Consider the following 22334-nt stretch of genomic DNA (forward strand, 5'->3'; position numbering starts at 1 on the left):
CGCCGTGGTGGGGGATTCTGTAGGGGTGCGGGGTGTCCCAGCCGGCCGGATACCGGCGGCCTACGCCGCCGCGGGCCGCCGGGCGGTACCCGTGACGCTGGTCGCCGCAGCCGGGTTCTATCTCTTCCGCTACGGCCTCGACCGCCCTGTCGCGGGGACCTACGCTCTGTTCGCCGTCGTGGCACTGGGCGGACTCTCCAGGATCCCGGGCACCGGGCGGCAGCGTGCCGCGCTGGTGTCCCGCCTGCTGCCCGTGTGCTGGGCGCTGGTGGCCATCGGCACCAGTCTCTCGGTGCGGACGTGGAGCGCGGTCCTCGGCATGCTGGTGGTCGGATTCTCCCTGGCCTTCGCCGCCGTCGGCGGACCCCGCGCGGCGGGGGCGGCGCCGGGCCTGCAACTCCTGTACATCCTGCCGTCCTTCCCGCCGTACGATCCCGCCTCGCTCGGCGAGCGGCTGATCGGGACGACCACCGGGCTGGTCCTGTTCGTCGCCGCCGAGGTGCTGATCTTTCCCGAGCCGGGCCCGCCGCCGTACCGGGAGCGGGCCGCCCGGGCAGCGGGGACCGTCGCGCACTGCGCGACGCTCCTCGCCGCGCCCCCGTACGCCCTGACCGCGACGGACATCCGGGCGGCGCACGAGGCCGGCCAGACACTGCGGCTCCTGACCGTGCCCGAGGCGGAGCGTCCGGCGGGGCCGGGGGCACGCGCGCGCGCCCTCGCGCACACCGGTCTCGCCACCCGAACCCTGCTCAGCCGGCTGGCCCGACTGCCCGCCGTGCCGGCGGAGGGTCCCGGACCCGAAGCGGCCGCCGTACTGCACGCCGTGGCGCGACTGGCCACGGCGACCGGAACCTGCCTGCACGCGGGGACATCCCCGGTGGCGGCGCAGGAGGAGCTGGTCATGGCCCGCGCCCACCTCTCGGCCTCGTCCGCGGGCCCCGCCCCCACCCGGACTTCCGGCTCGGTCTCCGCCGACGGCACCGCTCCCGTGTCCGGCATTCCGCCCGCCGTGCTGCGCCGGCACGCAGCCGTGCTGGAGATCGCCGACGCCGCGCTGGCCATGGGCACGGCGGCCGATCTGGCGGTTGAAGGCCGGCACGCCTCGGTGCAGGTGCCTCCCGGCCGCTTCTGGTACGCCAGGACCTGGGCCCCGCTCCTGTGGTGGCACCGCATGCGCGGCCATGCCGGGCGACGGTCGGTCTTCTTCCAGAACGCGGTGCGCATAGCCCTGGCCCTGACGGCGGCCCGGCTCGTGGCCGGGGTGGACACGTTGCCCCACGGGTTCTGGGCCATGCTGGCGACCCTCACCCTCACCCGGACCACCATGGACCAGACCTGGAGCGCCGTCCGCCTGGCGCTCACGGGCACACTGGCCGGCGCCCTGCTGACCGCGGGGATACTGACCGTCGTCGGAACCGACGCGGCGGTGTACGCCGCCGTGCTGCCGGTATGGATGCTGGTCGCCTTCACGGTGGGCCCGGTCAGAGGTGTGGGCTGGGCCCAGGGCATGTTCACCGTGCTCGTGGCGCTGGTCTTCGCCCAGCTGGCGCCGCCGACGTGGCGGCTGGCGGAGGTCAGGATGCTGGACGTGCTGGTCGGCAGCCTGATCGGCGCCGTCTTCGGTCTGCTGGCCTGGCCCCGGGGGGCCCACGACGAGCTGCGTCACACGGCGGCGGAACTCCTGCGCAGGGCAGCCGAGATCGTCGTGGCGACCAGTGCCTCGGTCGCGGAAGGCGGCGCCGTGGCCGCTCCGCCCGGGGTGCCCGGTCATCGGTCGCTGCGACGTGCGGTCGTCCTCGCGGAGTCCGCGTACGCCCAGTACCAGAGTGAGCCGACATTCTTCGGGGGCAGGGCACGCGGCGTGGCGCTGCCCGGCGTGGACTGGCAGGCGACCCTGATCGCGGGGCACCACACCCTGTGGGGGGCCGACCGGTTGCTGGAGCCGCCGCTGAGCGGGCTCGGCCCGGCGGCGGCCGAGTCGGTCGCCGGGCTGGGGGAGCGGGTGGCCGGGCGGATGCTGCTGGTCTCGGCGGCCCTGGACCCCGGGGACGACACCCCGACCGCGCGGTTGCCGCTCATCGATCCGGACCTCGCGGGATTCGGCACGGAGCCGCACAACGCGCCCCGGCTGTACTACGCGACCGTGTCATGGCTGGACTCACTGCTGACCGATCTGACCCGTATCGCGCACGGCGGGGCCCCGCGTGAGGCCGGCTCGGAGCCGAAGCCGGCCCACGGCCATACGCGGACAACACCTCGCCGGTGACCATCCGTTTCCCCAACAAGTGTTATCCGGGGCGCACCGAGCGGTCTCCCAAGCATCGGACACAATCGTTCGGCGTCGAGGACAGGAAGCATTGATGGGTACACAGCACGCCGGGGAGACGGCGGCACTGGTGACCGCTGCCCGGGAGGGTGACACGCAGGCTCAGGACGCCCTGGTCAGCGCGTATCTTCCGCTTGTCTACAACATCGTGGGGCGGGCTCTGAACGGCTCGGTGGACGTCGACGACGTGGTGCAGGAGACCATGTTGCGCGCCCTGGACGGGCTGGGCGGCCTGCGGACTCCCGAGCGGTTCCGCTCCTGGCTCGTGGCGATCGCGATGAACCAGGTCCGCGCGCACTGGCAGGGCCGGCAGTCCGCCCCGGGCGCGGTGGAGGAGGCCGAGGACCTGGCCGACCCGGGCGCCGACTTCGTCGACCTGACGGTGGTGCGGCTCCAGCTGTCCGGGCAGCGCCAGGAGACCGCGCGCGCCACGCGCTGGCTGGAGCCGGACGACCGGGGACTGCTGTCGCTGTGGTGGCTGGAATGTGCCGGCGAGCTGACCCGGGCCGAGGTCGCGGCCGCCCTGGATCTGCCACCTCGGCACACGGCGGTCCGGGTGCAGCGGATGAAGGCACAGCTGGAGGCGGCCCGCGTGGTGGTACGGGCGCTCGACGCGCGTCCGCTCTGCGAGGATCTCAGGGTCGTGCTCGCCTCCTGGGACGGCAGGCCCTCGGCGCTGTGGCGCAAGCGAATAGCCCGGCACGCCCGCGGCTGTGCTCGCTGCTCCGGACTGTGGAGCGGACTGATGCCCGCGGAGGGGCTGCTGGCCGGTCTGGCGCTGGTCGCGGTGTCGTCCGCACTGCTCGCGAGCGTGCGCTCCACCTCCGGCCGGCCGGCCCTGGCCGCTTCCGCGACCCGGCCCGGCACCTCCGGCGGCCATCCCGGCTCCGGCCCGGGAACCGGGCAGCGCGCCACTCGGCGCAGGACTGCTTCCCGCAGTGAGTCCCGCCGGCGCCGGCGCGTCCGGCGCCGGGCCGTGAGCGGTGCCGTCGTCGCGGCCTGCGTGGCGGGCGGTGGCCTCTGGTACTTCGGCACCGATTCCGGGACCGGTACCGAGGGCACGACCGCCGAGCGGACCGCAGCCGCCCCCCTGGTGGACCTCTCGGCACCCAGCGCCGTCCCGACCGTGCCGTCACCCCGGCCGTCGGTGTCGCCGTCCGCCTCCACGTCGAAGAAGGCGACCGCATCCAGGACCCCGGCCCCCGCCAGGAAGAGCACCCCACCTCCCCGGCAGCCGGCCCGGCCGGCTCCGGTCCCGTCCGGTACACCGCAGGCGCGGACGGCCCCGGCGGACACCGTCGGGCAGGTGGTCGCGCTGGTGAACAAGGAGAGGGCGGCCGTCGGCTGCGCTCCGGTCAGCGAGGACCCGCAACTGGAGAAGGCGGCACAGAGCCACTCGGACGACATGGCCGCCCGCACCTTCTTCGACCACACCAACCCGGACGGTGCCGACCCCGGACAGCGCATCACCGCGGCGGGCTACCGCTGGTCCACGGAGGGGGAGAACATAGCTCAGGGCCAGCAGAGCGCGGGAGCCGTGATGGACTCCTGGATGAACAGTCCCGGCCACCGCGCGAACATCCTCAACTGCTCCTTCAAGGACATCGGCGTGGGCGTCCACAAGGGCGCGGGCGGCCCCTGGTGGACGCAGGACTTCGGCGCCGAGCTGTGACGCCGCCCCGGCAGTGGCCCCGGCGCGGTCCGGCTGAGCCACCGCGCCCCTGAGCCGCCATCACGCCCACGACGGTGAGTGTCCTCGGGTGACGTCGGCGGACGCCGCCCGTAACGGCCGGGTCCTCGCCCCCCCCGATCGCCGCGGGGGCACTGCCGAGTGCGGGCGATTCCGCCGGCGCCGCGTCCCGCAGGGGCCGTTGGCCGGTTGCCCGCGGGCGGTAATAGGCTGGGTGACCGTGTAACCGGCACGTCGACGACCGCGCCGGGCTCGAGCGTGAGGGAGCGACCGATGACAGTGGGAACCGAGCGAGCCGTACTGGCGGGCGGTTGTTTCTGGGGCATGCAGGACCTGATCCGCAGGCAGCCGGGCGTCGTGTCCACACGCGTCGGCTACAGCGGCGGTGACACCCCGAACGCCACGTACCGCAATCACGGCGACCACGCCGAGGCCATCGAGATCCTCTTCGATCCCACGGCCACCAGCTACCGCGACATCCTCGAGTTCTTCTTCCAGATCCACGATCCGACCACGAAGGACCGTCAGGGCAACGACCTCGGGCGCAGCTACCGGTCCGCCGTCTACTACGCCGACGAGGAGCAGCACCGCGTCGCCGTGGACACCATCGCGGATGTCGAGGCGAGCGGCCTGTGGCCGGGGAAGGTGGTCACGGAGGTCGAACCCGTGGGCGACTTCTGGGAGGCGGAGCCCGAGCACCAGGACTACCTGGAGCGCTACCCCGACGGCTACACCTGCCACTTCCCGCGGCCGAACTGGAAGCTGCCGCGCCGAGCCCCGTCCACGACGAACTGAGCCCGGCGCACCTTCGGCACGGCTCCGGCCGCCGGGCCCGGCTCAGGGACGTGGCGCCGCGCCCTCGTCGACGGGCAGCGGAACGGGCTCGTCCGGCGACCGCACCCCGGCATCGCGGTGGCCGGTGTCGGTGCCCCGTCCCTTGGGCGGGACCCGTTCCGGCGTCATGCGGTGCAGCCCCAGATGAAGCGCCGGTATGAGCACGCAGGTGACCGCTGCACTCTGCCACAGCAGTGCGTCGAGGCGGCCCGCCGCCAGGTAGGCGCCCGCGGCGACGGCGGCCACCGCGCAGACGCCGCGGTCCACGATGCTCTCCACCGAGAGCAGCGTGGCCCGCGGAGCGTCCGCCGGGATGGCGTCGTTGACGAGCTTGCGCTGCACCGGATAGACGAACCCGGTGATCGCGGCGAACCCACACAACAGCCCGACCACGGCCCAGGGCCCGCCGACGGCGGTGCCCGCGAGGGTGGCGGCGAGCGCCACGCTCAGCAGGGACACCCACACCGCGGGTGGCAGCCGGCGTCCCAGCCACTGCGGGCGGGCCGAGGCCACCGCCTCCGCGACCGTCATCGCCGCGAGCACGCCGCCGTGCGCGCCCTCCCCGATGCCGTGCTCCAGCAGCACCGGCTGGAACAGGTTGACCTGGCAGATCCGGGACAACGTGAAGACCGCCACCCCCTGCACCATCAGCAGGGCCAGCCACGGTGAGGACCGAAGCGTGCGCCAAGCGGCGCCGGTGTCCCGCAGGAGGGATCCGCTCCGCCGCGCGGGGGCGCGCGGCCGGGTGTCCGAGCCGTGCGCCACCAGCCGCGGCAGTGCCAGTGCGCAGCCGAGGGAACCGGCCGCGCTCGCCGCACTGAGCACGTACGGCGTCTGCGGGGCCAGCGTCATCAGCGGCCCGACGAGCGGCCAGCAGACGACCTTGGCGGCGAGCCCGAGGGCGCGCGCCGTACCCTCCGCCCGCAGGTAGTGGGCGTCCGCCCCCTCGGCGCGCAACCCGTCGTAGAGGTAGGCGCTCGCCGCGCCCGACGTGAGGGACCGTCCGGCGGCGATGGCGAGGAAGTGCACGAGGAAACCCGTGTACGACGGGGCCAGTACCGGCGCCATGTTCGCCGCCGTCATGACCACCGCCCCCGCACGCAGACAGTTGCGGGCACCGATGCGGTCGGCGACGACTCCGGTCGGTATCTCGAACAGGCAGAAGGCGGTGTAGTAGATGCTCTGGATGCCGAAGATCTGGCCGTCGGACAGGCCCGCGTCGCGCTGGTAGGCGTAGAAGACGGGCATCCACCACAGCAGGTTGAACAACAGCTGGAAACCGTTGTTGAGGCGGATGATGCGCCGCGCGGCCGGAGCCGGAACCGGCCCGCGGGAAGGGCGCCGAAGAGAGGGCATACGGCGCCTCACCGGGCGTAGGGGCGGACCTGCACCAGATGGAAGGCCCCCTCCGCGGTCATGAGCCACTCGATGTCCAGGGCCTCGTCCGGGTCGCCCGCACTGAAGTGCGACTGCAACAGACGTCCCACCAGAGCCAGTCGGCCCAGCGACGCGCGTGTCCCGGCCGCAAGGTCCTCGCCCGACGAGCCGACGTCTACCGTGCGCCCGCCGCCTTCGACGGTGTTGTAGAGGTACTGATGCGGCAGGACCGTGCCGTCGACCACCCGCTCGGGCGAGCCGGGCGTGCAGTTGAGGTACACGTTGCGGAAGTCCTCGCGACGGGTCGGATTGCAGGTCACCAGCACACCCCCGAGGCCGGCCGGCACATACTCCTGGACGATCACGCCCATGTAGGTGTCGTCCAGGGAGATGCCGACCTGGTGCCGCAGGCGCACGCTGCGCGGTGACAGCAGCGACGCCCACACCTGCCGTACGGCGTCCATGAGTTGCTCCGGGCCACGCACCGTGGTGACCGAGTCGTAGATCCCGGCGGCGGAGAAGCCGGGCAGGTCCTCGGCGTTGGAGGAAGAGCGCACCACCAGGCGGCGTCCGTCGGCCGTCAGCCCCGCCACGGACCCGGTGATCGCCCGCGCCACCTCGTCGGGCATCGGCGTGGCGCGCATCAGGTGCTGAAGGTTCAGGGACAGCGAGTCGATCATGTCGAACGCTTCGAGTTCGAGCGCCATCTTCAGCTTGCCGATGCCCTGTTGCAGGGCGGGTGACGAGATCAGGAAGAGATGATGCAGCCGGAACGGCAGCGCCGCCCCCTCGGGGGCCCGGACCGTCTCCGCCACGCGTTCGGCCGCCGCGGCCCGCAGCCGTTCCGGCGACGCGCCCGGCTCACCGAGCCGGGTGGCGAGATGCGCCAGCAGATCGGGTCGCGGCGGCCGCGGACGTGCGTAGAACGTCGTCAGGTCCGCCGTGCGGCTGTCCAGGACGTGGTGCAGTTCCCCGAGGTGGGCCGCCTTGGTGCCGTAGCTGTCGCGGTCGGCGCGCCGCAGCCGGTGCAGCGCCAGGACCGGCGCGTCCTCCAGCAGTGGTGTCTCGATGCGGATGCGCTGCTGGTGCCAGGCAGGCCGCCGCAGAGCCGGTGCGTGGGCCAGCCGCTCCAGGGTGATGGCGTCTTCCCGCACCCGGTAGCGCACCCACGCGCCGTCGAGGCCGTCCCGCCGAACAAGGGCGTCGAGGTCGCGGACGATCGCGTTGGGGATGCCCCAGCCCGAGGCGAGGACGTTGGTGTGCGAGAGCGGAGTGATGGGGACCGTGTTGATGAACCCGGCGATCCGGGGCACGTCGTCGGGCAGACAGGGCATCGCGACGATGTCCGACCAGTCGAGTTCCGCTGCGGCGCTCCGGTACTCCGCCGTGCTGCGGAAGTAGCGCAGCCGTCCCTCGGCATCGCCCGGGTTCAGGCAGGTGCGGGTCCGGTTGCCGAACAGTTCGTGACTGAGGATGCGTGGTACGCGCACCTCGCCGACCGAGGCCAGCTCGTGTTCCTGTGCGTGGTTGGCGGGCTTCAGCAGCAGCGGCAGGCGCCCGTCCACCCTGCCCCGCACGTAGAGGTAGAACTCCTCCAGCAGTGCGGCGTGCATGGTGTCCGCCTCGGTCGTCTCCAGTACGAGGAAGGGCCGTTCGGAGCCGTCGGCCTCCTCGTCGGTGTGCAGGGACAGCACGCCCAGCAGGAACCGGCGTTCGGGAGCCATGTACACGGAGGCGTTGAACGCGTCGAGTTCCGCGTCCAGTTCGTCCAGCGTTAGGCCGAGAATCCGGGTCGCGATGTAGTTGACGTGGAAGGGGTGCACCCGGGTGTCGAGCAGATGCCAGGTGTGCTCGGCACGGTCCACCACGACCTTGAGGTACGGGTGCCCGGCCAGCACCCCGGACAGGGCGCGGAACAGCGGCAGCGACAGGTTGGCGCCGACGACGGTGCGGTCGCCGGAGGCGTCGGGCATGCCCGCCTCGTTCAGTGCGAGGGTCATGCCCGGGCCCCCTCGGTGACGTCCGTGGGCAGGATCCGCGGCAGGGCGTCCACCAGAGCGGCGAAGTCGCGGACCACGGCCTGCGGCCGGTCGGCCGACAACAGGCACAGTCCCGCCATGGTGTTGGCGCCGGCGGCAGGGTCGTAGACCGGCACGGGGGCGCCGTCCGGCAGGGAGCTCTCGCGGACGACGGAGAGCGTGCTGCCCGAGCCGACCGGGGCGGAACGGACCACGGCCGCGGAGTCCCACCGGTGGCGCCGGAGCCAGGGGGAGCCGTCACCGTGCACGGCGAGGACCACCAGGGACCCGGCCGCGCCCTCGGCGTCCTCCGACGTCAACGCGTCCGCGGGCCAGGCGGGGCAACCGCCGAGCAGCTGGTCGGTGAACATACCGACCAGGTCGAGCCCGAAGACCTCCTCGATCTGCGGCACCGTCATCGCGCCGCCGAACCGTGCGGCCGTCTCGATCACCCACATGCGGCCGTCCGCACCCAGCTTGATCTCGGTGTGGGTGCCGCAGTCCTCCAGCCCCAGGGCGTCCACGGAACGCCGGGCCAGCTCCACGATCCTGCTCTGGGCCTCGCTCCCGAGCGCGGCCGGGGTGATGCCGGCCCGCTCGGTGAACGGCGCCACCGTCGGCATCCGTCCGCTCAGGCAGACCGGACGGAAGACACCGTCGGCGACCACGCCCTCGACACTGACGTAGTCACCCCAGCCGGAGCCGTCGAACCACTCCTCGGCACATCCGCTGACGATCTCCTCCACGATGAAGTCCTCGCAGGCACCGGCCACGTGCAGCTCCGCGAACCCGAGCAGCGCCGACTCCGCCATCACCGCGCGCGACCGCTGCCAGGCGTCCCGCACGTCGCCGGGCGCCTCGATGATCTGGTGCGCGGTCGAACCGGCGCTCCAAGCGGCCTTCAGCAGCAGCGGGAAGGACAACTCGGTGGCGGCGCACTCCAGTTCGGCGGCGGTCGTGACGGCGCGGAACCGGGGCTGCGGTATGCCACGGCGCTCCCAGGCGGCGCGCATCAGCCGCTTGTCACGGGCGAGCGCGGCGGCGGGCCCGGCCCCCCGCAGCCCGAGCCGCCGGGATGCCTCGGCGACCGCGACCACCGCGTACTCCGAGAAGGTGATGACCGCGTCCGCGCCCACTTCGCGGGCTCGGGCGGTGATGAGCCCGACGAGGTCGCGTCCCTGCGCGTCGGGGGCCGTGACGACCGAGGCGCATCGTCGTCCGGCGTCCGCCGCCACGGCGGCGGGCAGTTCGCTGAGTGCCAGCAGGTGCACCGCGGCCCTCGCGGCCACCCGCGTCAGGGCGTACCCCGCCGGGGGCCCACCCTTGGCATGCACGTACAGCACCTTGCTCACGAATACCCAACTCCTCTGATGTCCCGGTGAACGTTTCGCCGTCTCCTTCAAGCGAACCAGCCCCGGCTCCCGTCCGAGGGGCACCGATGCGCGAACCGCTCAGGCAAATGCCCAACTGGTGCGCGCCGTTGCCGCCATGTGAAGGTCCGGTGATGCGCTAGTGCCCGTCGGGCGCGCGGGGGTGCGGCGCCGGGCCGCCCCGCATGCCTGCGGCGCCACGGGATACGCATGAAGTGTTACTCAAAGTAATGTGATGGAAGATTGAAGGAGTTGGGCCGTGAACGAGTCCGATTTCAAGGCATTGCTCGCGTCCCTTCCGGTGTCCTGGTGGGAGGCCGACGGCGGACTGAGAATGGTCGACAGCGGGGGCGGTGCGTTCGACGACGAGCGCACCGCCCGCCGCTTCCTGGAGGCTCTCCGCGCCGATCGCGACGACCCGTCCGGTTCCCCCGGCGCCGGTCCCTATCAGGCGTGCTTCGAGGGCCGGATCTTCGACGTGAACTGGCCGGCCCGCGATGAGGGCCCGGACCGGCACGGCAGCCGGGGAGTGGCGGTCGAGGTGGCGGGCCGGCCGGAGGTGAGTCCGTATGCCTCCTTCGCCGACCTCACGCCGGCCGCGGCATTCGTACGGGACGCCACCGGCCGCTACCTGTGGGCCAATCACGCCTATGCCCACCTGTACGGCACCACGCGCGACGCCGTGATCGGCCGCCACCTCACCGACCTCGACGGCCCCGACGACGTCACCCGGTTCCTCGCCCTGGACCAGGACATCCTGACGCGCGGCAGATCCGTACGGCACACCCTCACCTACCGGCGTGCCGACGGATCCTCCGGGCATGCCGCGGGCTACCGCTTCCCCGTCCGCTGGGGCACGGAACGCTGTGTGGCCGGTATCTACGTCGACGTCACCGACTACACCCAGGTGCTGGACCAGCGCCGCCGGGCCGAAGAGGACTTACGGGCCCTGCGTGACCACAGCGGGCTGCCCTGCGTCCGTCTGTCCCCGGACGGACGGGTGGGGGAGGCCGGCACCGCGGTCGCCGAACTCCTGCGTGTCCGCCTTTCCGACCTCATCGGGCTGCCGGCCGACAGCCTGCTGGCGAGGACACCCGAACGCAGCGCTCTGCACCGGATCTGGGGCGACCTCGTCGGCGGCCGGCGCCGCAGCGCCCGTGCCTCCGCCGTGCTCGTCGACGGGGAAAGCTGGCAGCGCCGGGCCCGGGTGCATCTGAGCGTCGTGTGCCGCACGTCGGGCCGCGTGTCCAGTGTGTGGGCGGTCCTCACACAGGTGGGCCTGCGCCATGCGGCACAGCCGCCCCTGACGGCCACCCAGGTGCGGATACTCGCCCTGCTGGCCGCCGGACGCAGCAACGCGGACATCGCGGGAACGCTGCGTCTCTCGCGGCAGACGGTGGACTACCACCTCAGCCGCCTGCGCGACCTCCTGGACGCCGCCACCCGCCCGGCGCTGATCGCCCGCGCCTATGTGCTCGGCATCCTCTCCCCGCAGGCGTGGCCGCCGCGCTCCACCACGGCAGCACATCCGCTGAGTCCGGTCTGATCCGCCGAGCCCGGCCCCCGAGCGATCAGGCCCCCGGACACCGGCGCGCGGGTGAACGGCCGGTGAAGAGATCGGCACGGATAATTCCGGACCGCTCCTTGGAGATTCAACCAGCGTCACGTGCTGAGCGTTTGCTTTCGGGTTGCCTCGTGCCTGCGTAAGTCCTGTGGAGATCACCCCTCCTGGGGCCTCACGGCCAGCCTGGGAATTGATCTGCTCGCGACAAGGCGGCACGCTCCAGACCGCGAGCAGGACTTCGCTGCTCGCGCGAATCCCCCCACACGACGAGGAGACCCCTCTTGACGGCGCATCACAAACGCACAGGCAGGGCCAGGACCGTCACCGCGATCGCGGCCGCCGCCACCGTCGCCGGCACCGCCCTGTACGTGTCGCCCGCCGCCCAAGGCCATCGCCTCGGGCGTCACGTTCGCGGTCGCCGCCGGCAACGAGTCTGCGGACGCGGGACACAGCTCACCGGCCCGGGTCCCCGAGGCCATCACGGTCGCTTCCAGCACGAAGGACGACGCCCAGTCGGACTTCTCCAACTTCGGCTCCGTGGTGGACATCTACGCGCCGGGCTCGGACATCACCTCCGACTGGAACGACAGCGACCAGGGGACCAAGACGATCTCCGGCACCTCGATGGCCACCCCCCACGTCACCGGAGCCGCCGCCGTCTACCTGGCCGGGCACCCGGACGCCGCTCCGGCTCAGGTCGCGTCCGCGCTGACCGGCGGCGCGACCAGTGGCAAGATCACCAACCCGAGCAGCGGAACGGCCCACAAGCTGCTGAAGGCGACCGAGTAGGTATCGACACAGCCTGTCGACGGCATGACCCAAAAGGGCCGGATCGCCTCCGGTTCCCACCCGAACGAGTGAGGTCATCCTGGCGCGGTGCTTCGGCATCCGGGCTCAACATTCCTTGTGGTGTTGCTGGCGGAACTGCTGGAAGGTGTGCACTTCACTGCCGGTCAGGGGGGTGCCGTGGGCGAAGCCGACTGCCTTGAGGTTGTGGGGGATGCGGGCCAGGCTGCCGGGTCGCAGGTCGGGGTCGGCGGCGAGTGCGGCGGGGCCGATGGCGAGTTTGCCGCGGTTGAAGGCCGCGTCTCCCATGAGGATGGTCCGGCTCGGTTCGTGCATCAGCACGATGTGGCCGGGTGAGTGGCCGGGGGTGTGGATGACGCGCAGCCCGTCGCTGCCTTCCACTACTTCTCCGTCGGAGACGGTGCCGTCGGCGGTGGTGGGGGTCCAGTGGAGTCTGGGCAGGTGGTCGATGAAGCGGCCGATGGCGCCGGAGCGTCCTTGGGCCGGGACGCGTCCGGCTTCCAGCCAGGCGCGGTCGGCGTCGTGGATGAGGATGTCTGCGCCGGTGTGGCGGCGGAGTTCGGCGGCGCCCTGTACGTGATCGGGGTGGGCGTGGGTGAGGATGACGCGGCGGATGTCGGAGGGTTTGCGGCCCAGGTCGGCGACCGTGTGGAGAAGTATGCCGGGGGCTTTGGCCCAGCCGACATCGATGAGGGTGAGGCCGTCGTCGCCCTCGATGAGGAAGGCGTTGTCACGTTTGCTGGTGGCGATCCGGGTGACGCCGGGGGCGAGCTGGCTGTGCATGAGAGGTCCTTGAATCGTGGCGGGTGCAGTCCTTGATGGGGGGCGGTGCCGGGGCAGCTTCGAAACCGCCCCGGCTCCGCCTCAGTGGCCGCGTGCGGCCGGGAGGGGTATGTAGCCTTCGCGGGCGAGTTTGGGCAGGATGCCGCCGTTGGCGAGGATGTCGAGGACCAGGGGCGGCAGTGCGCCTGCGTTCAGGCGGGTTCCGGACGCGGTGTTCTCGGCCCAGCCTTCGGCGAAGTCGAGGCGTGCGGTGTCGCCGTCGGCGAACGCCTCGGTGGCGCCGGGGACGGTCAGGGCGGGCAGGCCGTGGTTGATGCAGTTGCGCAGGAACAGGGAGTTGAACTCCTCCGCGATCAGTGCGGCGATGCCCAGTTCACGGAAGAGCGCGGCGACGGGGCGGGACGAGCCGAGGCCGAAGTTGCGGCCCGCCACAAGGATGTCGCCTGCCTCGACCTCGTCGGTCCATCCCGGGCGCAGCTCGTAGAAGATGTGGCGTGCGGCTTCGGGCACGGGCAGTTTCATGGCGAAGGCGGGGTACATGGCGTCGGTGGTGACGGAGTCGCCGACTACCCAGACGCGTCCGGTGATGAGGGTGTCCATCAGCTGAGTTCCCCTCGCGGGTCGGTGACGTGGCCGGTGAGGGCGGAGGCGGCGACGGTGGCGGGGGAGGCCATGTAGATCTGGGCGTCGGTGCTGCCCATGCGGCCGGTGAAGTTGCGGGTGGAGGAGGTCAGGCAGACCTCACCGGGGGCGAGCAGGCCCATGTGGTAGCCGAAGCAGGCGCCGCAGGTGGAGTTGGTGACCACCGCGCCGGCGTCGGCGAGGTCCTGGAGGTAGCCGGCGCGCATGGCCTCCTTGTAGACCTCCTGGGAGGCTGGGGTGATCAGCAGCCGTACTCCCGGCGCGACGGTGCGGCCACGCACGATGTCTGCGGCGATCTTGAGGTCCTCGAGTTGTCCGTTGGCGCAGGACCCGATGAAGCACTGGTTGACCGGACGCTTCTCGATCGCTGATATCGGCAGCGAGTTGTGGCTGACGGTGCCGGGGCGGGCGATGTAGGGCTCCAGCGACGAGAGGCCCACGCTGCGTACGGCGGCGTAGGCGGCGTCAGGGTCCGGATCGGCCGCCGTGTAGGAGCCGGGGGGTGCTCCGTGTGCGGCGAGGAAGTCGCGGGCGAGGTCGTCGATGGGGAAGGTGGAGAAGTCTGCGGAGATCTCGGCGCCCTGGGTGGCGATGGTGCGCCGGTCGTTCATGGGGATGGAGGCGAGGCCCGGTCCGCCGTATTCGAGGTTGTGGTTGGTGGCGTCGCCGTAGGTGCCGGCGATGTACAGGAAGATGTCCTTGCCGGAGACGGCGGCCGGCTTGGTGCCGGTGAATTCGTAGCGGACGGTGGGTGCGGCCTGGAACCAGGTCTTGCCGGTGCACAGGATCGCGTACACCTCCGCCGGGCCGAGACCGCGGGCGGCCGTGTTGTAGGCGCCGCCCGCGCAGGTGTGGGAGTCGGTGCAGGCGAGGATCTCGCCGGGGCGGGCGAGGCCGTTCTCAGCGATGACCTGGTGGCAGATGCCGTGGCGGCCGACGTCGTAGAACTTCTCTATGCGGAAGTCCCGGGCGAAGGCGCGGGCATACGTGCCTCCGATCGCGTCGTGCACGTTGGGGGCCGGCACGGCGTGGTCCATGATGACCGCGACCTTGTCCGGGTCGTTGATCTTCAGGGGCTGGACCCAGCTGGTGGCGAACTGCAGGTCGATCATCACGGTCATGTCGACGTCGCAGACCAACGTGTCACCGGCACTGACCTGATCCACGCCGGCTTTGCGGGCGAGGATCTTCTCCATCATGGTCATGCCCATCAGGCACCGTCCTTGGTGTGGTCGCGGTAGCGTTCGGCGATCGCGGACCACTCGCGCAAGCCGACGAGTTCGAACAGGCCCTGCGGGCCGGGGGCGGCCTCGGGCATGGTGCCGCCCATGCGGCCCAGAGCCTCCAGCCCGTGCAGGAAGTAGGCGGCGAGCAGGGCGCCGGGGTGGATGGCGATCCGGAAGCCGAGCTCGGCGAGCCGGTCGGGTGCGGTGTCCGGGGTGAGGCCGCCCTGCACCATGTTGATCAGCAGCGGGGCGTCCACCTCGGCGGCGATCCTCTCGATCTCCCCGGCGTTCTGAGGGGCTTCGACGAAGAGGACGTCGGCGCCCGCTGCCGCGTAGCGGCCCGCGCGGTCGATCGCCTCGTCGATGCCCAGCGGTCCGCGGGCGTCGGTACGGGCGATGATCACCAGGTCGTCGTCGGTGCGGGCCTGGAGCGCGGCGTCCAGCTTGTCGGTGAACTCCCTGGGGGAGACGAGCTCCTTGTCGGGCAGGTGGCCGCACTTCTTGGGGAATGCCTGATCCTCCAGGTGGAGGGCGGCGACTCCGGCCTTCTCGTACTCGCGCACCGTGCGTGCCACGTTCATCGGCGCGCCGTAGCCGGTGTCGGCGTCGGCGATCAGCGGGATGCCGTCGAGTGCGGTGACCACAATGCGGGCCCGCTCGCTCATCTCGCTCTGGGTGAGCAACCCGATGTCGGGCAGGCCGAATCCGGCGACGGACACGCCTGCGCCGCTCAAGTAGGCGGCGCGGAAACCGGTGTGGGCCACGAGGTGGGCGGAGAGGCCGTCGAAGACGCCCGGGGCGGTGATCAGGCCGTCCTGGGCGAGCAGCGCGCGCAGCCGGCCACCCGCGGTGGTGGGAGTTGCCTGTTGAGACGGGGCCATGGGGTTTCCTCGCAGGTTGTTGTGGGTCAGTCGAGGACGCCGCGGGCGGGTGCGGCGAGCAGCTCCACCAGACCGCCGAGGTCGGGCTGGATTTCGAGGTCCAGGACGAGGCGTTCGATCTGCGCGGCCCGGTCGGCATCGATGACGCCCGAGGTCAGCGCCCGGTACTTCTCGCGGATTTCGGCGTTGGTGAGCGCGTCGTCCGGGCCGCCGTGAGGCTGGTTGAGGGCCTGGGTGAGGACCTCGCCGCCGCGCAGCGTGATCGTGAGTCGGGTGTTGTAGCCGCGCCGGGTCCAGGTGGGGTCCTGCGACTCGTCGACCTGCTTCACCTCGGTGCGGCCGATCAGCCGCCAGACGTCGTCGGCGTCGATCCGGGCCGGCGTGAACTGCTCCGGCCGCACGTGGCCGTCCAGGAGGGCGACGGCGGTGGCGTACGCGATGTTCATCTGCGCGCCGATGGTGGTCAGGGGGCGTTCCGGGGTCCACCACCCGTGCTGGTAGATCGCGTCGGGGACCTCGATGCGGAGGGAGTCGATGGCGTCGGCAGTCAGCGTGCGGTCATCGGCCATCGCGATGGCGGCGTCGATGGCGGGGTGGAGCCCGCCCATCGCCGCGTGGACCTTCACCGTGATCTGCTCGGTGTTCCACACCTCGCCCAGGCCCTTGGTGATCTGAGTGGCGTCGGGGTTGTGGCCTTCGCCGAAGGTCGACAGGAACCCGCCGTAGGGGCGCTCGAAGACCCTCTTGATGCCGGTGTATCCGGCCTGGGCGAGCCCGGCGGCGTAGAGGCCGTTGCGGGAGGCCAGCCCGTGGTGCATGCGCTTGGACATCGCCTCGTACTGCGCGGCCATCAGACCGGCGGACTGTGTGGCGGCCAGGCCGAGCGCGTCCTCGAAGGCGGCAGCGTCCAGGCCGCGCATCGCCCCGGATGCGGCGGCGGCCGCATGCGTGCCGAAAACCGAACCGGAGTGCCAGCCACGGGACAGCATTTCCGAGCCGTGCAGCGCCAGGCCCACCCGGGTGCCGGTCTCGAAGCCCAGGACCGTGGCGCGCAGGAACTGCGCGCCCGTGACCGACGGGAGCTGCGAGGCGGTCGACAGCAACGCCGGTAGCACCAGTGAAGTGCTGTGCAGCGGGGCTGCCGGGTAGTAGTCATCGAGCTCGAAGCCCTGGATGAACGTGCCGTTCAGTACGGCGGCTGCCGGGCCGCTGGTGGTGCGCCCCCAGCCGATCACCGGCACGTCCCCGGCTCCCTCCAGGCCCAGGACCGCTTCAACGGCGGTGCGCGACCACGGGAGCTGGGCGCCGATCAGCGCGCAGGCCAGGCCGTCGAGCACCAGGTGTGCGGCCCGCTCCCGCACCGGGTCGGGGATCTGCTCCAGCGAGGTGGTGGTCAGCCAGGTGGCCAGCTGCCCCGTGGGGCCGGCCGGGTCGGTGGGCTGTCGGGTGGTCGTTGGCGTCGGTGCGGACACCGCGCTCACCTCCAAAGTCGTGGGAACCGGATCGGGCGGAAGGAGCGGTTCGGCCTCCCGCGAGGCCCCAGATTACAATTTATAACATCTAGTTTCCTCGGGTCGGTGGGTAGCATGGGCGGGTGGCACTCAAGCGAACCTCCCTTCCCCGTACCGCCGAGGCCGTGGCCCTGGCCGAACTCCGCGACGCCATCGTCCGCGGCGACCTGGCTCCCGGAGCGCCGATCCGCCAGAGCGCGGCCGCCGAGGAGCTGGGGCTGAGCGTCATCCCGGTCCGCGAGGCCCTCAAGACGCTGGCCGGGGAAGGGATCGTCACCTATGTCCCGCAGCGCGGTTACACCGTCACCGAACTGAGCCCGCAGAGCGTGGACGGCATCTTCCGGATCAGGGAGCTCCTGGAGGGCGCGGCCGAGGAGAACGCGGCGGCCCGGATGCGACCCGAGGACACCACCGCGATGCGTACCGCCCTGGACGCCCAGCGGGTCGCCGTCGCCGGAATCGATGTGCAGGGCGTGATCTCCGGCAACAGGGATTTCCACTTCGCCCTGCTCGCCCGCTGCGACAACGAATGGATGCTGCGCTTCATCCGACAGCTGTGGGAGGCCCTGGAGCCCCACCGCGCCCTGTCCTACCGCCGCGGCGCCGCCTCCGGCGACCTCACGCGGATCGAGGCGATCCTCACCGAGCACGACGCCATCGTCACCGCCTTCGAGGACGGCGACTCGGCTCTCGCGTTGCGGCTGCTGGCCCAGCACCGCACGCAGGGGCGCTCCGACTTCCACCGGCTGCTCAGTTCACCCGAGGTCCGGTAGCACGCTCGCCGCGCTCTTGCCGGGCCGCCGCCGAGGAGCGCAGGAAACCGGGAGGATGCCGTTCACGGGAATGTCCGGTGGAGCGCCCGCAGCTGCAGGAGGTCAGATTCCTTCGAGGCGGACCCCGGGGTTGACGGCGCGGACGAGGTGATCGACGTCGGTCCGCAGCTGCACCAGCTCGGTGGCGTCCTTCGCACGGAGTTCCTTCAGTTTGACGGCCTGCTTGCGCAGGCGGATCTCGGAGTCCGGCGCCTGTCCGCGCCCTCTGACCTGCGCGTAGAAGCGTTCTTCAGATCCATTGCCTATCGGTTCACGGCTGGACGCTGCCCAGGTGGTTGCGGCGGGCGGTGCCCAGGGGCGCCACCGCTGACGGGTGGCTGGTTCGCCGTCGAGCCACCGGGCGCCGGACACCTGTGACAGGGGCAGGACGGCCATGTAGTGGACGATTCGTGCCGAGCGCCTGACGCTGGCCGCCGCAGCGGTCGGCTGGGGCCGCAGCGACAGCGAGGTCGTCTTCCGCGCCCGGATATCCCGGCGGACCGTACGCCAGTTCCGGGAAGACGCCACCGACACGACGGGGGGAACCAAGAACAAGAAGGGCGTGCCCAGGACTGCCGTCAACACACCCGGACACCGCACCATCATCCATCCGCAGCCCCCACTGTGCGGGGCTCCGGGCGTTTGCAACTCCCGTGCAGGACAGGCGCATTGGCCGGAAAGCCCGCCCGTCTCCGACCAGCACTGCCACACTCGGTCTGTTGTGATCACCGCACGCCAACGGAGGACACATTGAGCCAGCGAGAAGAGCCCTGGCAGCCGCGCCCGAAGGACCTGCCCTTCACGACCAGTCTGATCAACCCCCACGGCGACCGGCACCTGGGCTTCAGCGACGAGGACGGCCGCTTCTACCGTTTGTGGCAGCACAAGTCCCCCGAGCCGCTGCACACTGGCCAGGCGATCCTGCTGCGCCCGAGCGACGTCGACCAGATCATCAAGTTCTCGATGCTCTGGGCGATGAAACACCCGACCCACCCGCGCAGCACCGCCCTGATCGATGAGGTCGCCGCCGGAGCCAAGGCCGCCGTCATGCACTTCGCCCAAGCCGCCCAGGCCCCGGTGCAGTAGGGGCCTGTTTCAGAAGTACCGGCAGGCGGGCTGACAGCGGGGGGCTGCAAGGATGCGGCCATGGAGCAGATATTGAGTCGGCAGGAAGCATCAGAGGCGGTCCAGGACTACGGGTGGCGCTTCTTGCTGGGCACTTTGCGAACGTCGGTCCGGGTCAGATCGCTGGCTCAGGCGATGGGCTTGGCGGCGGACGCTGTCGCGGTGTGCGGCGACGACGCCGATCGGCACCTTCGGGTCGATGTCCGCCCCGATCGGGTCGTCTTCACTCTGCAGTCGTTGGACCGCGCAGCGGTTACTACCCGGGATGTCGAACTCGCGCGTCAGATCTCCGCCACCGCTGACAGGTCCGTGCTTCTGACAGAGCCCGAAATCGGAACGGGGGCGCTGCGGTCCGTCCAGCTTGTGGAGATTGCGATTGATGCACTGAACATCGCCGGGATTCGGCCGTTCTGGAAGGCGGTGCTGGGCTATACGGAGGAGGCGGGTGCCGAGGGACCGGAGGATCCGCTCATCGACCCGGTCGGGCAGGGCCCTGCCATCTGGTTCCAGCAGATGGACCGGGCGCGCCCACAGCGCAATCGCATCCACTTCGACATCTGTGTTCCGCATGACGAGGCACCCCGGCGGATCGAGACCGCACTGGCGGCTGGAGGCCGGCTTGTGTCCGCGACCCGTGCCCCCGCTTTCTGGGTACTTGCCGACCTGGAGGGGAACGAAGCCTGCATAACCACATGGCAGGGTCGAGACGGCTGAAACTTCCTTCGACCATGCTGCTCACAGCCACTCGTTGACAGCTGCCACCAGCACGGTCGCCTCGTAACGGACGGCGAGCTGGTCGTATCTCGTGGCGACCGCGCGGTGGCGCTTGAGACGATTGATCCCGCATTCCACCGCGTGGCGCTCTTCATAGTCGGCCTTGCCGAACTTCGGTGGCCGGCCACCGTGGGAGCCGCGCTTCCTGCGGTTGGCGATATGGTCGCGCTTCTCCGGGATCGTGCAGTGGATACCACGCTTGCGCAGGTAGGTGCGGTTCGCGCGGGGGCCGTACGCCTTGTCGGCACGAACCTTGTCCGGCCGGGTGCGCGGGCGGGTTCGGATGAGTCATTGGCGGCTGACCGTACGGGTCACGCCCGCGACGACCGTCGTCGCCAGAATCCAGCCGGTGATGATCAGGGCGTACGACAGCCACTGATACCAGCCCTCAGGGGCGAACGCTGACTCCTGGCCGAAGTCGATGATCGGCAGGAGCAGATCGAGGGTGTAGAAGACGGGGTTGAAGTCAGGGGCCTCGCCCGCCTTGACGGGGCGGGGATGGTGCAGGCCGTACGCGATCGATCCAATGGCCATGAGGGACAACAGCCAAACCGCCGCACGCAACGGGCGGAAGCCGTAGCCGACGGTGGCGTCCTGAACGTAGCCCCACAGCCGTCCATACCAGGCGAGCGTGGTGCGTCGGCGACGTTGTTTGGCGAGCTGAACGATCCGGGCCGCGTCGTCATCACCAACATGACGATATGCCGCCATCAACTGCTCGTAGGAATCGGGTTCATACCGACCGCTGTCTCGCTCCAGCATCGGAAGGCGGCGCTCGGCGGGCTCATGCGGGGTGAGTACGGTGTAACGGAGATTGCTGAGATGCACCTTCTCCGGAAGCATCTCGGGTTCAAGGGTCAGGATCTCTATCTGAGAACGCCGCAGATTCAGGGCGCCCTCGATGCGATCACCACCACGCACCCAGAGTTCGCCGATGACACAACTACTCGCCCGCAGTGCCGTGTCGCCCTGGTTTGACAGGTGCGCGTGGAGCAGGTCGAGACGGCCCGATATGCGCGAGCCCCTGAGTTCGACCCGCCCTTGCGCCCGTACGCACCGCGCCCGAATGTGGGCTCCCACGTTGAGGTTCTGGGCGTCCAGCGCGGTGCCGCCTGGCTTGGTGAACTCGGCGTCCTGAAAGTTGATTCGTCCGGCGACGGAGGCGCCAGTGAGCCGTACCTGTCCGTGCGCGCGCATCTCCGGCGCCCACAGGTCGTCTCCGACTGTTGCCTGGTTGAGCTGCAGCACTGGCTCGGAATCATCCGGCGCCGTGAACTCCGCCCGCTCCATGAACAGTGCCCCGTTGATCTGTGCCCCGCCGAGCCGTACCGGCCCCCGCATTCGGCAGTCCGTCATTCGCAGCACTCCCTCGACCCGCAAGGTCGCCGAGGTCAGACCCGGCAGAGCGGAGTTGCTCAGATTGAGCTGACGCAGCTTGGCGCCGTAGAGGTCGGGAACGTTGTCGAATTGGCAGTGACTCAGCCGTATAGCGGCATCGATCGTGGCGTACTTCAGGTCCAGCGCACCGGTGATCCGGGCCCCGTTGATCTTGAGCGCGGCTATCTCCCCGTCCTCCTGCGGGGACCTGAGCAGCAGCGCCCGCAGCACACTCGCCCGTACGGTCCGCTCGGCGCTCCAGGTGTTGCCGAGTGCCGGATCCTCGTTCTCGGCGCGGAAGTCCACGGACTCACCTCGCGGAAAGGCCCGCCATACACGCATCTCGGCCGGCGACAGCTCGTTGGTCTCGCTCACGCCGGGACTCTGACGTGACGTGTTCGAGCTGTCAACTGCGCAACGGAGCACTCCGTGCCGTCCAACATCCTCGGACCACCCGCCTGCTCGCCCAGCATCTCGCCGAGTTGGCATGCTAGTGCCGCGGCAGGCAACGTTTGCCCGTCAAGGAGCGGCGTCCGGTGCGTGCTCTCGGCGTGCCGGCCGGAAGTCCTCGTACTGGATGTACTTGGGCTTTCGGCCGGTGCGGCGAGAGTGCGTGCCGGGCGTCGCGACGGGGCGAACGTTGCCTGCCGCGGCACTAGTTCTGACGAATGGTGCCACCCACTGAGATCAAGAGGTCGCAAGGCGGCGGACGACGCAGGGCAGGCGGTCCGCCGTTCCTACGGAAGGAGCGGTACGGCTGAGCGCTGAATCTCACTCCGAGCACTGAGGCCCCCGGCGCGGCCTTAGGTTCTATTGATCCGAAACGCTTTGTTTTCGCGCTCGTTGATGTGTGAGTGATCTGGTGGGGGATGCGCGGACCTGGTCACCGGACGCGCAGGAGGCTGTGCGTTGGCTGGCGGTATCCGCGCTGGTGGAGGGCCGGGGCCGGTCGGAGGTCGCCGCCCTGTTCAGGGTGTCGGTCAGGGCCATGGACAAGTGGTGGGCGACGTGGCAGGCGGGTGGCCGGGACGCGCTGCTGTCCCGTCCGCGGGGCCGGCGTGCGGGTGATCATCAGGTCCTGTCCCACGCCGAGCAGGCGCGCGAGGGAACACCCCTCCGGCTGCGACTCAGGCCAGCTCCCGCACTGCGCCGTCACGGGTGACCGCGTACAGCGTGACCCGCAGCAGCGTCCGCACCCGCTCCGATACCCGCAGCGG

At 70.8% G+C, this 22334-nt stretch carries 18 protein-coding genes and 2 pseudogenes; 9 read left to right on the forward strand and 11 right to left on the reverse strand.

Annotated features, from left to right (window positions below; all coding sequences use genetic code 11):
• Nucleotides 1-25: 25 nt before the first annotated feature.
• From AC07C1_RS13975 to msrA, 3 genes are all read left to right on the forward strand, one after another.
• Entirely contained in the window at nucleotides 26-2266 is a 2241-nt protein-coding gene (locus AC07C1_RS13975; RefSeq protein WP_478938908.1) for an FUSC family protein, read from the forward strand.
• Nucleotides 2267-2360: 94 nt separating this feature from the next.
• Nucleotides 2361-3998 carry a sigma-70 family RNA polymerase sigma factor gene (locus AC07C1_RS13980; RefSeq protein ID WP_478938909.1) on the forward strand — a complete coding sequence of 546 codons (1638 nt, stop codon included), beginning with the start codon at nucleotides 2361-2363 and terminating at the stop codon, nucleotides 3996-3998.
• A 291-nt stretch (nucleotides 3999-4289) separates the two neighbouring features.
• The gene (msrA, locus tag AC07C1_RS13985) at nucleotides 4290-4811 is read left to right on the forward strand and encodes a peptide-methionine (S)-S-oxide reductase MsrA (RefSeq protein WP_478938910.1); all 522 of its coding nucleotides are present in this window, start codon (nucleotides 4290-4292) and stop codon (nucleotides 4809-4811) included.
• A 42-nt stretch (nucleotides 4812-4853) separates the two neighbouring features.
• Here the strand turns inward: msrA and AC07C1_RS13990 are convergent, their stop codons facing one another.
• From AC07C1_RS13990 to AC07C1_RS14000, 3 genes are read right to left on the reverse strand one after another with little or no spacing between them, the layout of a single operon-like run.
• A complete protein-coding gene (locus tag AC07C1_RS13990; RefSeq protein ID WP_478938911.1) occupies nucleotides 4854-6206 on the reverse strand; it encodes an MFS transporter in 1353 nt (450 codons plus the stop codon).
• 8 nt (nucleotides 6207-6214) lie between these two features.
• Complete coding sequence (locus tag AC07C1_RS13995; RefSeq protein WP_478938912.1) at nucleotides 6215-8227, reverse strand: PEP/pyruvate-binding domain-containing protein; 2013 nt, start codon at nucleotides 8225-8227, stop codon at nucleotides 6215-6217.
• Nucleotides 8224-9597: an ATP-grasp domain-containing protein gene (locus tag AC07C1_RS14000; protein ID WP_478938913.1), complete on the reverse strand. Its 1374-nt coding sequence runs from the start codon at nucleotides 9595-9597 to the stop codon at nucleotides 8224-8226. The genes AC07C1_RS13995 and AC07C1_RS14000 overlap by 4 nt, the downstream gene beginning before the upstream one ends.
• 277 nt (nucleotides 9598-9874) lie before the next feature.
• Here AC07C1_RS14000 and AC07C1_RS14005 point away from each other — a divergent pair, with 277 nt between their 5' ends.
• Nucleotides 9875-11161, forward strand: a complete 1287-nt coding sequence (locus AC07C1_RS14005) for a PAS domain-containing protein (RefSeq protein WP_478938914.1) — start codon at nucleotides 9875-9877, stop codon at nucleotides 11159-11161.
• A 402-nt stretch (nucleotides 11162-11563) separates the two neighbouring features.
• Nucleotides 11564-11968: pseudogene (locus AC07C1_RS14010) on the forward strand (S8 family serine peptidase); the annotation flags it as partial.
• 105 nt (nucleotides 11969-12073) lie between these two features.
• On the opposite strand, the gene AC07C1_RS14015 reads toward AC07C1_RS14010, so the two are convergent.
• The 5 genes from AC07C1_RS14015 to AC07C1_RS14035 all read right to left on the reverse strand — a co-directional run bounded on the left by AC07C1_RS14015 (nucleotide 12074) and on the right by AC07C1_RS14035 (nucleotide 16990).
• On the reverse strand, nucleotides 12074-12769 hold the full coding sequence (locus AC07C1_RS14015; protein ID WP_478938915.1) for an MBL fold metallo-hydrolase: 696 nt from the start codon (nucleotides 12767-12769) through the stop codon (nucleotides 12074-12076).
• Nucleotides 12770-12850: 81 nt separating this feature from the next.
• Complete coding sequence (locus AC07C1_RS14020; protein WP_478938916.1) at nucleotides 12851-13369, reverse strand: LeuD/DmdB family oxidoreductase small subunit; 519 nt, start codon at nucleotides 13367-13369, stop codon at nucleotides 12851-12853.
• Nucleotides 13369-14622 (reverse strand): 3-isopropylmalate dehydratase large subunit, encoded by a 1254-nt coding sequence (locus AC07C1_RS14025; protein ID WP_478938917.1) that lies wholly within the window; start codon nucleotides 14620-14622, stop codon nucleotides 13369-13371. The genes AC07C1_RS14020 and AC07C1_RS14025 overlap by 1 nt, the downstream gene beginning before the upstream one ends.
• The gene (locus AC07C1_RS14030; RefSeq protein ID WP_478938918.1) at nucleotides 14622-15518 is read right to left on the reverse strand and encodes an isocitrate lyase/PEP mutase family protein; all 897 of its coding nucleotides are present in this window, start codon (nucleotides 15516-15518) and stop codon (nucleotides 14622-14624) included. The genes AC07C1_RS14025 and AC07C1_RS14030 overlap by 1 nt, the downstream gene beginning before the upstream one ends.
• Nucleotides 15519-15544: 26 nt before the next feature.
• On the reverse strand, nucleotides 15545-16990 hold the full coding sequence (locus AC07C1_RS14035; protein WP_478938919.1) for an MmgE/PrpD family protein: 1446 nt from the start codon (nucleotides 16988-16990) through the stop codon (nucleotides 15545-15547).
• Nucleotides 16991-17112: 122 nt separating this feature from the next.
• Between AC07C1_RS14035 and AC07C1_RS14040 the strand changes: the two genes are divergently transcribed.
• Nucleotides 17113-17802: a GntR family transcriptional regulator gene (locus tag AC07C1_RS14040; protein ID WP_478938920.1), complete on the forward strand. Its 690-nt coding sequence runs from the start codon at nucleotides 17113-17115 to the stop codon at nucleotides 17800-17802.
• A gap of 102 nt (nucleotides 17803-17904) precedes the next feature.
• Here the strand turns inward: AC07C1_RS14040 and AC07C1_RS14045 are convergent, their stop codons facing one another.
• A complete protein-coding gene (locus tag AC07C1_RS14045) occupies nucleotides 17905-18237 on the reverse strand; it encodes a hypothetical protein (protein ID WP_478938921.1) in 333 nt (110 codons plus the stop codon).
• Between the two features lie 354 nt (nucleotides 18238-18591).
• Here AC07C1_RS14045 and AC07C1_RS14050 point away from each other — a divergent pair, with 354 nt between their 5' ends.
• Both AC07C1_RS14050 and AC07C1_RS14055 read left to right on the forward strand, forming a co-directional pair.
• Complete coding sequence (locus tag AC07C1_RS14050) at nucleotides 18592-18927, forward strand: hypothetical protein (protein ID WP_478938922.1); 336 nt, start codon at nucleotides 18592-18594, stop codon at nucleotides 18925-18927.
• A gap of 60 nt (nucleotides 18928-18987) precedes the next feature.
• Nucleotides 18988-19680 carry a VOC family protein gene (locus AC07C1_RS14055; protein ID WP_478938923.1) on the forward strand — a complete coding sequence of 231 codons (693 nt, stop codon included), beginning with the start codon at nucleotides 18988-18990 and terminating at the stop codon, nucleotides 19678-19680.
• A 21-nt stretch (nucleotides 19681-19701) separates the two neighbouring features.
• Here AC07C1_RS14055 and AC07C1_RS14060 read toward each other — a convergent pair.
• Nucleotides 19702-20016, reverse strand: a pseudogene (locus AC07C1_RS14060) (transposase); the annotation flags it as partial.
• A gap of 12 nt (nucleotides 20017-20028) precedes the next feature.
• Entirely contained in the window at nucleotides 20029-21459 is a 1431-nt protein-coding gene (locus AC07C1_RS14065; RefSeq protein ID WP_478939030.1) for a membrane-associated oxidoreductase, read from the reverse strand.
• A 508-nt stretch (nucleotides 21460-21967) separates the two neighbouring features.
• Here AC07C1_RS14065 and AC07C1_RS14070 point away from each other — a divergent pair.
• Entirely contained in the window at nucleotides 21968-22279 is a 312-nt protein-coding gene (locus AC07C1_RS14070) for a helix-turn-helix domain-containing protein (RefSeq protein WP_478938924.1), read from the forward strand.
• Nucleotides 22280-22334 lie beyond the last annotated feature (55 nt).

The organism is Streptomyces sp. NPDC045022 (assembly GCF_056432605.1).